This is a genomic window from Micromonospora sp. CA-248260 (assembly GCF_050942205.1).
Classification (GTDB): Bacteria; Actinomycetota; Actinomycetes; order Mycobacteriales; family Micromonosporaceae; genus Micromonospora; species Micromonospora antibiotica.
Window position 1 is genome coordinate 2,076,995 of sequence record NZ_CP192021.1, and the last position, 17,597, is coordinate 2,094,591.

The window sequence follows — 17,597 nt, forward strand, 5'->3', positions numbered from 1 at the left end:
AAGATTGGTGTGAACGATGGCGAACGACGACAAGCTCCGGACCTTCCTCAAGCGCGCCACCGCCGAACTGCAACAGGCCAACCGGCGGCTGCGTGAGGTGGAGAGCCGGGACCAGGAGCCGATCGCGATCGTCGGCATGGGCTGCCGCTACCCCGGTGGGGTCCGGTCGCCGGAGGACCTGTGGCGGCTCGTCGCCGACGGCACCGACGCCATCTCCGGCTTCCCCACCGACCGGGGCTGGGACGTCGACGGCGTCTACGACCCGGAGCCCGGCAAACCCGGCAGGAGCTACACCCGGCACGGCGGTTTCCTCTACGACGCCGCCGACTTCGACCCGGGCTTCTTCGGGATGAGCCCCCGGGAGGCGGTGGAGACGGACCCGCAGCAGCGGTTGCTGCTGGAGGCGGCCTGGGAGGCCTTCGAGTACGGCGGGATCGACCCGACCGCCATGAAGGGCAGCGCCACCGGCGTCTTCGTCGGCGTGATGCACCACGACTACGTCGACAGCACCACCTCCGGCAGCCTCGTCTCCGGTCGGGTCGCCTACAACCTGGGCCTGGAGGGCCCGGCGATCACCGTCGACACCGCCTGCTCGTCGTCGTCGGTGGCCGTGCACCTGGCCTGCCAGTCGCTGCGCAAGGAGGAGTGCGGGCTGGCCCTGGCCGGTGGGGTCGCGGTGATGGCCACCCCACAACTGTTCGTCGAGTTCAGCAGGCAACGTGCCCTGTCCCCGGACGGCCGCTGCCGCTCCTTCGGCGACGGTGCGGACGGCGCGGCCTGGGCCGAGGGCGTCGGGGTGCTGGTGCTGGAGCGGTTGTCCGACGCGCAGCGCAACGGGCACCGCGTCTACGGGCTGATCCGGGGTTCGGCGGTGAACCAGGACGGTGCGTCGAACGGGTTGACCGCGCCGAACGGGCCGGCCCAGCAGCGGGTGATCCGGGCGGCGCTGGCCAACGCCCGGCTCTCCGTCGCCGACGTGGACGTGGTCGAGGCGCACGGCACCGGTACCACCCTGGGTGACCCGATCGAGGCGCAGGCGGTGCTGGCCACCTACGGCCGGGACCGGGAGCGGTCGCTCTACCTCGGCTCGATCAAGTCGAACATCGGGCACGCCCAGGCCGCCGCCGGGGTCGCCGGGGTGATCAAGATGGTGATGGCGATGCGGCACGGCACCCTGCCGCGCACCCTGCACGCCGAGACGCCGTCCCGGCAGGTCGACTGGGGCGCCGGGGACGTGCGGCTGCTCACCGAACAGGTCGACTGGCCGGCGGTGGACCGGCCCCGTCGGGCCGGGGTGTCGTCGTTCGGGATCAGCGGTACCAACGTGCACCTCATCGTCGAGCAGGCACCCCCCGTGGAGGCCGTCGCGGCGGGACCGACGCCACCGGTCACCCTCTGGCCGGTGTCGGGACGCTCCCCCGAGGGGCTGACCCGCCAGGCCGCCCGGATCGCGGAGTTCGCCGCCGGCACCGATGCGCGTCCGGTGGACGTCGGGTTCTCGCTCGGCGCGGGCCGGGCCGGGTTGGAGTTCCGGGGGGTGGCGGTCGGCCGGGAGGGGGCCGAGCTGTCCGCCGGCCTCGACGCCCTGGTCGCCGGCACCGGCCTGTCGGGTCGGGTGACCGGCGGTCGTACGGCGGTGTTGTTCACCGGTCAGGGTGCGCAGCGGGTGGGGATGGGTCGTGACCTGGCGGCGGCTTTCCCGGTGTTCGCTGCTGCGTTGGATGAGGTGTGTGTGGCGTTCGGGTCGTTGCTGGGTGGTGATTTGCGGGAGGTGATGTTCACCGACCCGGACGGTCTCCTGGATCAGACCGGCTGGACGCAGCCGGCGTTGTTCGCGGTTGAGGTGGCGTTGTTCCGTCTGGCGGAGTCGTGGGGGTTGAAGCCTGATTTCGTGGTGGGTCATTCGATCGGTGAGTTGGCTGCCGCGTATGTCGCGGGGGTGTGGTCGCTGGCGGATGCGTGTCGGGTGGTGGCGGCGCGTGGTGGTCTGATGCAGGCTCTGCCGGCGGGTGGGGCGATGTTGGCGATCGCTGCGCCGTTGGCGGAGTTGGATCTGGGTGACGTGGACGTGGCGGCGGTGAACGGTCCTCGTGCGGTGGTCGTGTCGGGGACGGAGGAGCAGGTCGCGGCGTTGGAAGCCTCCCTTGAGGTGAAGACGCGTCGGTTGCGGGTGTCGCATGCGTTCCATTCGCATTTGATGGACCCGATGCTGGCCGAGTACGGGCAGGTCCTCGCCGGGGTCACCGCCAATCCGGCGGGTGTTCCGCTGGTGTCGACCGCGACCGGTGACCTCGTCACCGACGAGGAGTTGGGTTCGGTCGGGTACTGGCAGGGTCAGGTGCGGGGGACCGTGCGGTTCGCTGACGCGGTGGCCGCTCTGGCGGCCCGGGGTGTGACCCGGTTCGTGGAGATCGGGCCGGACAGTGTGCTGACCGCGATGGTGGCCGACTGCGTGGAGGACACCGCAGCGATCGCGTTGCAGCGCCGGGACCGGGACCAGGTCACCGGTTACGCCACCGGGATGGCGCAGGCGTGGACCACCGGCGTCGACCTCGACTGGACGGCCGTGCACCCCGGTGCGCGACAGGTCGACCTGCCCAGCTACGCCTTCGCCCGGCAGCGGTACTGGCTGGCCGCCCCCACCGCCGCCCCGGCCACCGTCACCGACGACTGGCGGTACCGGGTCGTGTGGCGGGGCACCGACCTGCCCACCGGGCCGGAACTCACCGGCGACTGGTGGCTCGTCACCCCGGACCCGCTCACCGACGACCCCCGGGTCACCGCCATCGCCGACGCGCTCGCCACCCGGGGCGCCACCGTCACCAAGCTCACCGGCACCGACCTGCTCCCCGGCACCGACCCGCTCGCCGGCCGGGGCACCCCGAGCGGGATCGTCTCGCTGCTCGGCCTCGACGACACCCCGGACCCGTACGACGCCGGGCTGTCCGCCGGGGTCACCGGCACCGTACGCCTGGTGCAGGCCCTCGCCGCCGCCGACATCACCGGCCGGCTGTGGTGCCTGACCACCGGCGGGGTCGCCGTCGACCGGTACGAGGACCTGCCGCACGCCGCACAGGCCGGCCTCTGGGGTCTCGGCACGGTGCTCTCCCTCGACTACCCCGGCTGGTGGGGTGGCCTGGTCGACCTGCCCGCCGACTGGACGCCCGACATCCTCACCCGGCTCGTCGACGTGCTCGCCGACGGCAGCGAGGACCAGGTCGCCCTGCGTACCGCCGGGGTGCTGGCCCGGCGGATGGTGCGCTGGCCCGTCGCCGGCAGCCCCGACCGGCGCTACACGCCCACCGGCACCGTGCTCGTCACCGGCGGCACCGGCGGCATCGGCGCGCACCTCACCGAATGGCTCCTCGACCAGGGCGCCGAGCGGGTGGTGCTGGCCAGCCGGCGTGGCCCCGCCGCCCCCGGCGCCGCCGACCTGGCCGCCCGCCTGCCCGGCGTGCAGGTCGTCGCCTGCGACGTGGCCGATCGGGACGCGGTCGCCGCGCTGCTCGACGGGATCGGCGTCGACCTGACCGCCGTCTTCCACGCCGCCGGGGTGCTCTACGACCCGGCCCCCCTCGGCGAGACCGACCTCGACGACTTCGCCGCCGTGTGCCGGGCCAAGGTCCTCGGCGCGACCCACCTCGACGCCCTGCTCGGCGACCGGCCGCTCGACGCGTTCGTGCTGTTCGCCTCCGGCGCGGCCGTCTGGGGCAGCGCCGGGCAGGCCGCCTACGGCACCGGCAACGCCTGGCTCGATGCGTTGGCCCACCAGCGCCGCCGCCGGGGCCTGGCCGCCACCTCGGTGGCCTGGGGCACCTGGGGCGGCGGCGGCATGGTCGACGACAAGGCCACCGCGCAACTCCTGCGGCAGGGCACCCCACCGATGGAGCCGCGCCTCGCCCTCGGGGCGTTGCGGCAGGTCCTCGACCACGACGAGAGCCACCTCGTGGTCACCGACATCGACTGGGCCCGGTTCACCCCGATCTACACCCTGGCCCGGCCCCGGCCGCTGCTCGCCGCGCTCCCCGAGGCCCAGCAGACCCCGGCCACCGCCGCCCCGACCGCGCCCACCGACACCTCCGTGCTGGCCGGGCTGCCCGACGCCGAGCGGCTGCCGTACCTGCTGGACACCGTCCGCGCCCAGGTCGCCGCCGTCCTCGGGTACGACGCGGCGACCACCGTGGACGTCCAGCGGCCGTTCCGGGAACTCGGGTTCGACTCGCTGACCGCGGTCGAACTGCGCAACGCCCTCGGCGCGGCCGTCGGGCTGCGCCTGCCGGCCACCATGGTCTACGACCACCCGACCCCCGCCGTGCTGGCCCGCCACCTGTACGACGAACTCGTCGGCACCGCTGCCCCGACCCCCGTCGCGTCCGGCGTCGGCGGGTCCGACCCCGACGAGCCGATCGCCATCATCGGAATGAGCTGCCGTTACCCCGGCGGCGTCCGGTCCCCGGAGGACCTGTGGCGGCTCGTCGACAGCGGCACCGACGCGATCAGCGCGTTCCCCGTAGACCGGGGCTGGGACTCCGACGCCCTCTTCGACGCCGACCCGGACCAGCCGGGCACCAGCTACGTCCGCTCCGGCGGTTTCGTCTACGAGGCGGGCGCGTTCGACGCCGAGTTCTTCGGTATCTCGCCCCGCGAGGCGATCGCCATGGACCCGCAGCAGCGGCTGATGCTGGAGGTCACCTGGGAGGCGGTCGAGCGGGCCGGGATGGACCCGGAGGCGTTGCGTGGCAGCCCCGTCGGGGTGTTCGTCGGCTCCGGCGCCCAGGACTACGGTGACCTGCTCGGTCTCGCCCCCGCCGAGTCGGAGGCGTACCTGAGCACCGGCAGTTCCGCGTCGGTGATCTCCGGCCGGGTGTCGTACGCGTTCGGGTTCGAGGGGCCGTCGATGACCATCGACACGGCGTGTTCCTCGTCGCTCGTCGCACTGCACCTCGCCAGCCAGGCGCTGCGGGCCGGGGAGTGCGCGACCGCCGTCGCCGGTGGGGTGCTGGTGATGTCGAACCCCACCCCGTTCGTGGCGTTCAGCCGGCAACGGGGGCTCGCCCCGGACGGCCGGTGCAAGTCGTTCTCCGACGACGCCGACGGCACCGGCTGGGCCGAGGGCGTCGGGGTGCTGATGCTGGAACGACTCTCCGACGCGCAGCGCAACGGGCACCGCGTCTACGGGCTGATCCGGGGTTCGGCGGTGAACCAGGACGGTGCGTCGAACGGGTTGACCGCGCCGAACGGGCCGGCCCAGCAGCGGGTGATCCGGGCGGCGCTGGCCAACGCCCGGATCACCCCCGACGCGGTCGACGCGGTCGAGGCACACGGCACCGGTACCACCCTCGGTGACCCGATCGAGGCGCAGGCGCTGCTCGCCACCTACGGTCGGGACCGGGACCGCCCCCTGTGGCTCGGCTCGATCAAGTCCAACATGGGTCACGCCCAGGCCGCCGCCGGCATGGCCGGTGTGATCAAGATGGTGATGGCGATGCGGCACGGCACCCTGCCGCGCACCCTGCACGCCGAGACGCCGTCCCGGCAGGTCGACTGGGCGGCCGGCGACGTACGGCTGCTCACCGAGCCGGTCGACTGGCCGGCCGGGGACCGCCCCCGCCGCGCCGGGGTGTCGTCGTTCGGCATCAGCGGCACCAACGCGCACGTGATCGTCGAGGAGGCCCCGCCGGCCGGGCCCACCGCACCGGCCGCGATCCCCGAGCCGCCGGTGGTGCTCTGGCCGCTGTCCGCCCGGTCCGCCGGTGCGCTGGCCGAGCAGGCCGCCCGCCTGCGGGACTTCCGCACCGAGGAACGGCCGGTCGACGTGGGGCACTCGTTGTCCGCCGGTCGGGCGGCCCTGGACCACCGGGCCGTCGCCGTCGGCGGTACGGCCGCCGAGCTGGCCGCCTCCCTGGAGGCCCTGACCTCGGGCAGCGGCCTGTCAGGTCGGGTGACCGGCGGTCGTACGGCGGTGTTGTTCACCGGTCAGGGTGCGCAGCGGGTCGGGATGGGTCGCGAGTTGGCGGCGGCTTTCCCGGTGTTCGCTGCTGCGTTGGATGAGGTGTGTGTGGCGTTCGGGTCGTTGCTGGGTGGTGATTTGCGGGAGGTGATGTTCACCGACCCGGGTGGTGTGTTGGATCAGACGGGGTGGACGCAGCCGGCGTTGTTCGCGGTTGAGGTGGCGTTGTTCCGTCTGGCGGAGTCGTGGGGGTTGAAGCCTGATTTCGTGGTGGGTCATTCGATCGGTGAGTTGGCTGCCGCGTATGTCGCGGGGGTGTGGTCGCTGGCGGATGCGTGTCGGGTGGTGGCGGCGCGTGGTGGGTTGATGCAGGCTCTGCCGGCGGGTGGGGCGATGTTGGCGATCGCTGCGCCGTTGGCGGAGTTGGATCTGGGTGACGTGGACGTGGCGGCGGTGAACGGTCCTCGTGCGGTGGTCGTGTCGGGGACGGAGGAGCAGGTCGCGGCGTTGGAAGCCTCCCTTGAGGTGAAGACGCGTCGGTTGCGGGTGTCGCATGCGTTCCATTCGCATTTGATGGACCCGATGTTGGCCGAGTACGGGCAGGTCCTCCGTGGAGTGACCGCCAATCCGGCGGGTGTTCCGTTGGTGTCGACCGCGACCGGTGATCTTGTCACCGACGAGGAGTTGGGTTCGGTCGGGTACTGGCAGGGTCAGGTGCGGGGGACCGTGCGGTTCGCTGACGCGGTGGCCGCTCTGGCGGCCCGGGGTGTGACCCGGTTCGTGGAGATCGGGCCGGACAGTGTGCTGACCGCGATGGTCGCCGACTGCGTCGAGGACGCCACCGCGATCGCGTTGCAGCGCCGCAAGCGTGAGCAGGTCGAGGCGTACGCGGCCGGGATGGCGCAGGCGTGGATCAGCGGTGTCGACCTCGACTGGGCGGCCGTCAACCCGGGCGGCCGGACCGTCGACCTGCCCACCTACGCCTTCCAGCACCAGCGGTACTGGATCGAGCCCGACACCACCGCCGGCACCGGCACCGACGAGGCCGACGGCGGGTTCTGGGACGCCGTCGACCGGGGCGACACCGACCTGCTCGCCGACGGTCTCGGCGTCACCCCCGGTGTCGTCACCGAGGTACTCCCCGGCCTCGCCGCCTGGCGCGACCGGCAACGGGACGCGGCCACCGTGGACGACTGGCGCTACCGGGTGGTGTGGCGCTCCACCGAGCTTCCCGACGGCGGCGAACTCACCGGCACCTGGTGGCTCGTCGTACCGGCCGCGTCGACCGGTGACGAGCGGTTGACCGCCCTCGCCGCCGGACTGGCCGACCGGGGCGCCGACGTCGTCACCGTCACCGGCACCGACCTGCCCGCCGGGGACACCCCCGCCGGGGTGCTGTCCCTGCTCGCCCTCGACGACACCCCCGACCCCACCGACGCCGGGCTCTCCGTCGGCGTCACCGACACCGTCGCGCTGATCCAGGCCCTCACCGCCACCGACTTCGCCGGCCGGATCTGGTGCCTCACCGCAGGCGGCATCGCCGTCGACCGGTTCGAGGACCTGCCGCACCCCGCGCAGGGCGCGCTCTGGGGCCTCGGCACCGTGCTGTCCCTGGAGTACCCGCACTCCTGGGGTGGCCTGGTCGACCTGCCCACCGACTGGACCGACGAGCACGTCGCGCGGCTCGCCGACGTCCTCGCCTCCGGTGCGGAGGACCAGGTGGCCGTCCGTACCGCAGGGGTGCTGGCCCGACGGCTGGTCCGCTGGCCCGCCGCCGGCAACGCCGAACGCCACTACACGCCCACCGGCACCGTGCTGGTCACCGGCGGCACCGGTGGCATCGGCGCGCACCTCACCGGATGGCTGCTCGACCAGGGTGCCGACCGGGTGGTGCTGGCCAGCCGGCGCGGCCCGGCCGCCCCCGGCGCGGCCGACCTGACGGCCCGGCATCCGGGTGTCGAGGTCGTCGCCCTCGACGTGGCCGACCGGGACGCGGTCGCCGCGCTCCTGGCCGACCTCGGTGACGAGCTGACCGCCGTCTTCCACGCCGCCGGGGTGCTGCACCAGGAGAGGTCGCTGCCGGAGACCAGCGTGGCGGAGTTCGCCGACGTGTGCCGGGCGAAGGTGCTCGGCGCGGTGCACCTCGACGCGTTGCTGGCCGACCGGCCGCTGGACGCGTTCGTGCTGTTCTCCTCCGGTGCCGCGGTGTGGGGCAGCGCCGGCCAGGCCGGGTACGCCACGGCCAACGCGTACCTCGATGCGCTGGCGCACCGGCGGCGGACCCGGGGTGCGGTCGCCACCTCGGTCGCCTGGGGCAGCTGGGCCGGCGGCGGGATGGCCGACGGGGAGGCCACCGCGCACCTGCGCCGGCAGGGCACCCCGCCGATGGAACCCCGGCTCGCCGTCCGGGCGCTGCGGGAGGCCCTCGACCACGACGAGAGCCACCTCGTCGTCGCCGACATCGACTGGACCCGGTTCACCCCGGTCTACACCCTGGCCCGGCCCCGGCCGCTGCTGGCCGCGCTGCCCGACGCCCAACCCGAGGCCGAACCGGCCGCCCCGGTCGCCGCGACCGCCGACCTCGCCGGCCGGCTCGCCGCGATGCCGTCACCGGACCGCCTGGACACCGTCCTGGCGCTGGTCCGCGACCAGGTCGCCGCCGTCCTCGGGTACGTCTCCGGCGCGGACGTCGACCCGGAGCGGGCGTTCAAGGAGGCCGGGTTCGACTCGCTGACCGCCGTGGAGCTGCGCAACCGGCTCACCACCGAGACGGCGCTGCGGCTGCCCGCCACCCTGGTCTTCGACTACCCGACCCCGACCGAGCTGGCCCAGCAACTGCTCACCGAGCTGGTGCCCGCCGACGCCGGGGGCGTCACCCTGCTCGACGACCTCGACCGGCTCCAGGCGGCGCTGTCCACCCTGGACGCCGACGCGGTCGCCGCGCTCGACGAGAGCACCCGGGCCGGGGTGGGGGAGCGGCTGCGCACCATGCTCGCCGCGTGGACCGCCGGTCAACGCCCGGCCGAGGTCGCCAGCGTCACCGAGGATCTCGACACCGCCTCCGACGACGACCTCTTCGACTTCATCGACAGCAAGTTCGGCACCTCATGATCCGTCCGCTCCGTCGGCGCCGTCCGGGAATGGGTTCCTGATGTCCAACGAACAGAAGCTTCGTGACTACCTGCGGCGGGTCACGGCCGACCTGCACGAGACCAGCGAGCGGCTCCGCGACATCGAGGAGCGCGCCGCCGAACCGATCGCCATTGTCGGCATGGGCTGCCGCTACCCCGGCGGTGTCGACTCGCCCGAGGCCCTGTGGGACCTCGTCGCGGCCGGCACCGACGCGATCTCCGGCATGCCCACCGACCGGGGCTGGGACCTCGACCGGCTCTACGACCCTGACCCGGACCACCCCGGCACCAGCTACACCCGCGACGGCGGATTCCTCTATGGGGCCGCCGACTTCGACCCGACCTTCTTCGGCATCTCGCCCCGCGAGGCCGCCGAGATGGACCCGCAGCAGCGGCTGTTCCTGGAGACGTCCTGGGAGGCGTTGGAACGGGCCGGCATCGACCCGCTGTCGCTCAAGGGCAGCCCCACCGCCGTGTTCACCGGCGTCGTCTACCACGACTACCCGAACAGCTGGGGCGCCGGCAGCATCGTCTCCGGTCGGCTGTCGTACACCCTCGGGCTGGAGGGGCCGGCGGTCACCGTCGACACCGGCTGCTCGTCGTCGCTGGTCGCCCTGCACTGGGCCTGCCAGTCGCTGCGTTCCGGGGAGTCGTCGCTCGCCGTCGCCGGTGGGGTCACCGTGATCGGCACCCCCGACGCGTTCGTCGAGTTCTCCCGGCAGCGGGCGCTGTCCTTCGACGGCCGGTGCAAGTCGTTCGCCGCCGCCGCCGACGGCACCGGCTGGGCCGAGGGCGCCGGGTCGCTGGTGCTGGAACGGCTCTCCGACGCCCGCCGCAACGGACACCCGGTGCTCGCCGTCATCCGGGGCTCCGCGATCAACCAGGACGGCGCGTCCAACGGCCTCACCGCCCCCAACGGTCCCTCCCAGCGTCGGGTCATCCGCGCCGCGCTGGCCAACGCCCGGCTCGCCGGTCAGGAGATCGACGCGGTCGAAGCGCACGGCACCGGCACCCGGCTCGGCGACCCGATCGAGGCGCAGGCGCTGTTCGCCACGTACGGCCGGGACCGGCCCGCCGACCGGCCACTGTGGCTCGGCTCGCTGAAGTCCAACATCGGCCACTCGCAGGCCGCCGCCGGTGTCGGCGGGGTGATCAAAATGGTGCAGGCGATGCGGCACGGGGTGCTGCCCCGCACCCTGCACGTCGACGAGCCCAGCGGTGAGATCGACTGGTCGCCCGGGACCGTCAAGCTGCTCACCGAGCCGGTGGAGTGGCCGCAGACCGGCCACGCCCGCCGCTGCGCGGTCTCCTCGTTCGGCATCAGCGGCACCAACGCCCACGTCGTGCTCGAAGAGGTGGCCCCGGCCGAGGAGGACGAGCAGCCCGCCACCCCGGCGGTGCTGCCGTGGGTGCTGTCCGGGCACACCGACCGGGCGCTGCGGGCCCAGGCGCAGCGGCTGCTGTCGCACCTGGACGCCGTACCGGCCGACCCGGCTGCCGTGGGGCGGACGCTGGCCGGTCGGGCCCGGCTCGACCACCGGGCCGTGGTGCTCGGCGGTGACCTGCCGCAGCTGCGGACCGCGCTCGGCGCGGTCGTCGACGGGCTGCCCGCCGCGACCGCGGTCACCGGCACCGCCGACGCCGCAGGTCGGGTCGTGTTCGTCTTCCCCGGCCAGGGCGCCCAGTGGGTCGGCATGGCCGCCGCGCTGCTGGACTCCTCGCCGGTCTTCGCCGAACAGATGGGCCGCTGCGCCGCCGAGCTGCGCGCGTACGTCGACTGGGACCTGCTCGACGTGGTCCGGGGGGTGCCCGGCGCACCCTCCCTGGAGTGGGTGGACGTGGTCCAGCCCGCCCTGTGGGCGATGATGGTCTCCCTCGCCGCCACCTGGCGCAGCTACGGCGTCGAACCCGACGCGGTGGTCGGCCACTCGCAGGGTGAGATCGCCGCCGCCTGCGTGGCCGGCGGACTCTCCCTGGCCGACGGGGCGCGGGTGGTGACCCTGCGCAGCCGGGCCATCGGCGAGAAGCTGGCCGGCCGGGGCGGCATGGTCTCGGTCGGGCTGCCCGCCGACCGGGCGCAGGAGCGGATCGCCCGGTGGGCGGGCGACATCTCCCTCGCCGTGGTCAACGGCGCGGGTTCGGTGGTGGTCTCCGGCACCCCGGAGGCGCTGCGGGAACTCATCGCCGAGCTCACCGGGGAGGGGATCCGGGCCAAGCAGGTCGCCGTCGACTACGCCTCGCACTCCGCGCAGGTGGAGCTGCTGGAACACCGGCTGCTGGAGGACCTGGCCCCGATCAACCCGAAGACCGGGACGATCCGGATGCTCTCCACCGTCACCGGCGACTGGGTGGACACCGCTACCCTCGACGCCCGCTACTGGTATGACAACCTCCGCAACACGGTTCGGTTCGACCCGGCGATCCGCTCTCTCGCCGGGCAGGGCTGGACCGGGTTCGTGGAGGTCAGCCCGCACCCGGTGCTCGGCATGGGGATGCAGGAGACGCTGGAGTCGGCGGACCGCCCGACGGTGGTCACCGGCACCCTGCGCCGCGACGACGGCGGCCTGGACCGGCTGCTCACCTCCCTGGCCGAGCTGCACGTGCGGGGCGTCGACGTGGACTGGGCCGTCGCCCTGCCCGGCACCCGCCGGGCGGACCTGCCCACCTACGCCTTCCAGCACGAGCGTTACTGGATCGCGCCGACCGTCACCGCCCCGGCCGCAGGCGGCACCGACGCCGGATTCTGGGACGCGGTGGAACGCGCCGACGTCGACCTGCTCGCCGACGGCCTCGGCGTCGACACCGCACTCGTCGGGGAGGTGCTGCCCGGCCTGACGTCGTGGCGGTCCCGGCAGCGCGACGTCGCCACCGTGGACGGCTGGCGGTACCGGGTGGTGTGGCGGCCGACCGAGTTGCCCACCGGCGGGCAGCTCACCGGCGTGTGGTGGGTGGTCGCCCCGGCGACGCTGGCCGACGACGAGCGGCTGCGTACGCTCGCCGACGGCCTGACCGCCCGGGGCGCCGAGGTGGTCACCGTCACCGGCACCGACCACGCCGGCCGGGAGGCCCCCGCCGGGGTGCTCTCCCTGCTCGCCCTGGACGACGGCCCCGACCCGCTGGGCGTCGGCCTGTCCGCCGGGATCACCGCCACCGTGTCGCTGGTGCACGCGCTGGCCGCGTCCGACTTCAGCGGTCGGCTCTGGTGCGTCACCGCCGGTGGGGTCGGGGTGGACCGGTTCGAGCCGGTCGCCGACCCGGCCCAGGGCGCCCTGTGGGGCCTGGGCACGGTGCTCTCCCTCGACTACCCCGGCTGGTGGGGCGGCCTGGTCGACCTGCCCGCCGAGTGGACGCCGCAGACCGTCGACCGGCTCGCCGACGTGCTGACCGGCGGCGGCGAGGACCAGGTGGCGCTGCGGGCGGCCGGCACGCTGGCCCGCCGGATGATCCGCCACCCGGCGACCCGGGCGCCCGAACGGCGCTACACGCCCACCGGCACCGTCCTGGTCACCGGCGGCACCGGCGGGGTCGGCGGGCACGTCACCGAATGGCTGGTCGGCAACGGCGCGCAGCGGGTGGTGCTGGCCAGCCGACGCGGCCCGGACGCCCCCGGCGCGGCCGACCTGACGGCCCGGCACCCGGGAGTCGAGGTCGTCGCCCTCGACGTGGCGGACCGGGACGCGGTCGCCGCGCTCCTGGCCGACCTCGGTGACGAGCTGACCGCCGTGTTCCACGCCGCCGGGGTGCTGCACCCCGAGGTGCCGTTGGGGCAGACCGGCCTCGACGACTTCGCCGACGTGTGCCGGGCGAAGGTGCTCGGCGCGGTGCACCTCGACGCGTTGCTGGCCGACCGGCCGCTGGACGCGTTCGTGCTGTTCTCCTCCGGTGCCGCGGTGTGGGGCAGCGCCGGCCAGGCCGGGTACGCCACGGCCAACGCGTACCTCGACGCGCTGGCGCACCGGCGGCGGACCCGGGGTGCGGTCGCCACCTCGGTCGCCTGGGGCAGCTGGGGCGGCGGCGGTGGCATGGCCGGCGGCGAGGTCGGGGCACACCTCGACCGGCTCGGCGTCGGCGTGATGGACCCCCGGCTCGCCGTCGACGCGCTCGGGCAGGCCCTCGACCACGACGAGAGCCACCTCGTCGTCGCCGACGTCGACTGGGCCCGGTTCGGCCCCATCTATACGCTGGCCCGGCCCCGGCCGCTGCTGGCCGAACTCCCCGACGCCGCCCCCGAGGCCGCCGAGACCACCGAAACGGGGGCGTCTTCGGCGCTCGCCGACCGGCTCGGCACCCTGCCCGAGGCCGAGCAGCGCGCCCTGCTGCTGGAGACCGTCCGCACCAACGTGGCGGCCGTCCTCGGCTACGGCGACGCCGACCTGGTCGAGCCGCAGCGCGCGTTCAAGGAACTCGGCATGGACTCGGTGACCGCCGTCGAGCTGCGCAACCGGCTCAGCGCCGCCACCGGCGTACGGCTCTCCGCCACCCTGGTGTTCGACCACCCCAACCCGACCGCCCTGGCCGACCAGCTCCGGGCCGAACTCGGCTACACCGGTGACACGGCCGGCGGTCTGCTCGCCGAGCTGGACCGGCTGGAGGTCACCGTGGCCGGCCTGACGCCGGAGGAGATCGAACGCAACCGGGTCACCGCCCGGCTCCAGTCGCTGCTGGCGAAGCTCAACGAAACCCTCAGCACCACCACCGGCGCCACCCTCGTCGACCGGCTCGAAACGGCCTCCGCCGACGACGTGTTCGACCTGATCGACAAGGAACTCGGCATGACCTGAGCCGCCACCGCGCTCCCGGAGCAACGTGTCCCGCTGGCAACGAGTTTGGTGAGGTTCGGATGGCGAACGAAGAGAAGCTCCTCGAGTACCTGAAGCGGGTCACCGCCGATCTGCACCGCACCCGGGAGCGGCTGCGCGAGGTCGAGTCACAGGAGCAGGACCCGATCGCGATCGTCGGCATGGCCTGCCGCTACCCGGGTGGGGTCAACTCGCCCGAGGACCTGTGGCGGCTGGTCGCCGACGGCGTCGACGCCATCGGCGAGTTCCCCACCGACCGGGGCTGGGACACCGCCGCCCTCTACGACGCCGACCCGGACACCGCCGGCAGCAGCTACGTCCAGCAGGGTGGGTTCGTCCACGACGCCGACGAGTTCGACGCCGAGTTCTTCGGCATCTCGCCCCGCGAGGCGCTGGCGATGGACCCGCAGCAGCGGCTGGTGCTGGAGGCGAGCTGGGAGGCGTGCGAACGGGCCGGTATCAACCCCGACACGTTGCGCGGCGGTCCGGTCGGTGTCTTCGTCGGCTGCGGTGGCCAGGACTACTGGGACCGGCTCACCGTGCTGCCCGAACCGGTCGAGGCGTACATGAGCACCGGCAGCTCCGGGGCGGTCATCTCCGGTCGGGTCGCGTACAGCCTGGGGTTGGAGGGGCCGGCCGTCACCGTCAACACCGCCTGCTCGTCGTCGCTTGTCGCGCTGCACCTCGCCGCGCACGCGCTGCGGCAACGGGAGTGCGGGCTGGCCCTGGCCGGTGGCGTCACCGTCATGTCGACGCCCGGCGCGTTCGTCGCGTTCAGCCGGCAGCGGGGGCTCGCCTCCGACGGCCGCTGCAAGCCGTTCTCCGACGACGCCGACGGCACCGGCTGGGGTGAGGGCGTCGGCATGCTGCTGCTGGAACGACTCTCCGACGCCCAACGCAACGGCCACCGGGTGCTCGCGGTCATCCGGGGTTCCGCGATCAACCAGGACGGCGCGTCCAACGGTCTGACCGCCCCCAACGGGGTGGCGCAGCAGCGGGTCATCCTCCAGGCGCTCGCCAACGCCGGCCTCACCTCCAGCGACGTCGACCTGATCGAGGCGCACGGCACCGGCACCACCCTCGGTGACCCGATCGAGGCGGAGGCGCTGATCGCCACGTACGGGCGCGACCGGCCGGCCGACCGGCCGCTCTGGCTCGGCTCGGTCAAGTCGAACATCGGCCACGCCCAGGCCGCCGCCGCCGTCAGCGGTGTGATCAAGATGGTGATGGCGCTGCACAACGGCGTCCTGCCCAAGAGCCTGCACGTGGGGGAGCCGTCCACCCACGTCGACTGGTCCGCCGGCACCGTGCAGCTGCTGACCGAGGCTCGGCAGTGGCCCGACCACGGCCAGCCGCGCCGGGGCGGGGTGTCGTCGTTCGGGGTGAGCGGCACCAACGGGCACGTGATCCTGGAGCAGGCACCCCCGGCGGAGACCGTCGCGTCGGACGAGACCGCCGAGCCGCCGGTGGTGCTCTGGCCGCTGTCCGGGCGGTCGGCGGCGGCGCTCGCCGGGCAGGCCGACCGGCTGCGGGAGTTCCTCACCGACGAGCGGCCGGTGGACGTCGGGTACGCGCTGGGCACCACCCGGGCCGCCGCCGCGTACCGGGGTGTGGTGCTCGGTGACGACGTGGCCGGCCTGGAGACCCTGGCCGCCGGCGGTGGCCTGTCCGGTCGGACCGTCGCCGGTCGTACGGCGGTGCTGTTCACCGGTCAGGGTGCGCAGCGGGTGGGGATGGGTCGTGAGTTGGCGGCGGCTTTCCCGGTGTTCGCGCGGGCTCTGGATGAGGTGTGTGTGGCGTTCGGGTCGTTGCTGGGTGGTGATCTGCGGGAGGTGATGTTCACCGATCCGGGTGGTGTGTTGGATCAGACGGGGTGGACGCAGCCGGCGTTGTTCGCGGTTGAGGTGGCGTTGTTTCGTCTGGCGGAGTCGTGGGGGTTGAAGCCTGATTTCGTGGTGGGTCATTCGATCGGTGAGTTGGCTGCCGCGTATGTCGCGGGGTGTGGTCGCTGGCGGATGCGTGTCGGGTGGTGGCGGCGCGTGGTGGTCTGATGCAGGCTCTGCCGGCGGGTGGGGCGATGTTGGCGATCGCTGCGCCGTTGGCGGAGTTGGATCTGGGTGACGTGGACGTGGCGGCGGTGAACGGTCCTCGTGCGGTGGTCGTGTCGGGGACGGAGGAGCAGGTCGCGGCGTTGGAGGCTCGTCTTGAGGTGAAGACGCGTCGGTTGCGGGTGTCGCATGCGTTCCATTCGCATTTGATGGACCCGATGCTGGCCGAGTACGGGCAGGTCCTCGCCGGGGTCACCGCCAATCCGGCGGGTGTTCCGCTGGTGTCGACCGCGACCGGTGACCTCGTCACCGACGAGGAACTCGGCTCGGTCGGGTACTGGCAGGGTCAGGTGCGGGGCACGGTCCGGTTCGCCGACGCGGTCGCCGCCCTCGCGGCCCGGGGTGTCACCCGGTTCGTGGAGATCGGGCCGGACAGTGTGCTGACCGCGATGGTCGCCGACTGCGTCGAGGACGCCACCGCGATCGCGTTGCAGCGCCGCAAGCGTGAGCAGGTCGAGGCGTACGCGGCCGGGATGGCGCAGGCGTGGATCAGCGGTGTCGACCTCGACTGGGCGGCCGTCAACCCGGGCGGCCGGACCGTCGACCTGCCCACCTACGCCTTCCAACACCAACGCTTCTGGCTGGACGCCCCGGCCGACCCCGGTGACGCCACCGCGATGGGTCTGGACTCCGCCGACCACCCGCTGCTGGGCGCGGCCGTCACCCTCGCCAACGCCGACGGGGCCGTCCTCACCGGCCGGCTCTCCCTAGACCGGCACCCGTGGCTCGCCGACCACGCCGTGGCCGGCGCGGTGGTCTTCCCCGGCACCGGCTACGTTGACCTCGCCCTGCACGCCGGCGCGCAGGTCGGCGCCGAAACCGTCGACGAACTCACCATCGAAGCCCCGCTGGTGCTGCCCGAACGCGGCGGCGTGCAGCTCCAGGTCGTCGTCGGCCCCGCCGACACCGGCCACACCCGCACCCTCCAGGTGTACGCCCGCAGCGCCGACACCGACGCCCCGTGGACCCGGCACGCCAGCGGGGTGCTCGCCGCCGGTCGGCGTACCACCGGGACCGCCCTCACCGAGTGGCCGCCCGCCGGTGCGGAAGCGGTGCCCACCGACGACCTCTACCACCACCTGGCGACCGGCGGCCTGGTCTACGGCCCGGTGTTCCGGGGCCTGCGCCGGGTCTGGCGGCGCGGCGACGAGTTCTTTGCCGAGGTCGCCCTGCCGGAGGGGGTGGACGCCGACGGGTTCGGCCTGCACCCCGCCGTGCTCGACGCCGGCCTGCACGCCCTCGGCTTCGCCGACGGTGACACCTTCCGGGGGTTGCCGTTCGCCTGGTCCGGTCTCACCCTGCACGCCACCGGCGCGGCCGGCGTCCGGGTCCGGCTCACCCCGGTCGGCTCCGGGGTACGGGTGGCGGTCGCCGACGCCGTCGGTGCCCCCGTCGCCACCGTCGACTCGCTGGTGCTGCGGCCCGTCCAGGTCACCCGCCCCGGCGGGGTCGCCGACGCGCTGTTCGACCTGACCTGGCAGGAGATCGGCACCCCCACGGCCACGCCCACCCCGCACTGGGCCTACCACCCGGCTGTCCCGGCCACCGGCACCGCACCGGTCCCCGCCGACCCGGCGGCCCCGGCGGGCCGGGTAGCCCCTGCCGCCGA

At 73.9% G+C, this 17,597-nt stretch carries 2 protein-coding genes and 2 pseudogenes; all 4 read left to right on the forward strand.

Features of this window, described 5'->3' with window-relative positions; genetic code table 11:
* Nucleotides 1-16 precede the first annotated feature (16 nt).
* Nucleotides 17-9,061 (forward strand): type I polyketide synthase, encoded by a 9,045-nt coding sequence (locus ACQP2H_RS09265; RefSeq protein WP_433232112.1) that lies wholly within the window; start codon nucleotides 17-19, stop codon nucleotides 9,059-9,061.
* Between the two features lie 37 nt (nucleotides 9,062-9,098).
* Entirely contained in the window at nucleotides 9,099-13,862 is a 4,764-nt protein-coding gene (locus tag ACQP2H_RS09270; RefSeq protein WP_433233498.1) for a type I polyketide synthase, read from the forward strand.
* 59 nt (nucleotides 13,863-13,921) lie between these two features.
* Nucleotides 13,922-13,972 (forward strand): annotated as a pseudogene (locus ACQP2H_RS09275) (polyketide synthase docking domain-containing protein); the annotation flags it as partial.
* 69 nt (nucleotides 13,973-14,041) lie between these two features.
* Nucleotides 14,042-17,358 (forward strand): annotated as a pseudogene (locus tag ACQP2H_RS09280) (type I polyketide synthase); the annotation flags it as partial.
* Between the last annotated feature and the right edge of the window lie 239 nt (nucleotides 17,359-17,597).

What these genes read in the sequence shown, in the direction of transcription:
- ACQP2H_RS09265 (WP_433232112.1), top strand. Translation starts at nt 17, where the DNA reads ATGGCGAACGACGACAAGCTCCGGACCTTCCTCAAGCGCGCCACCGCC.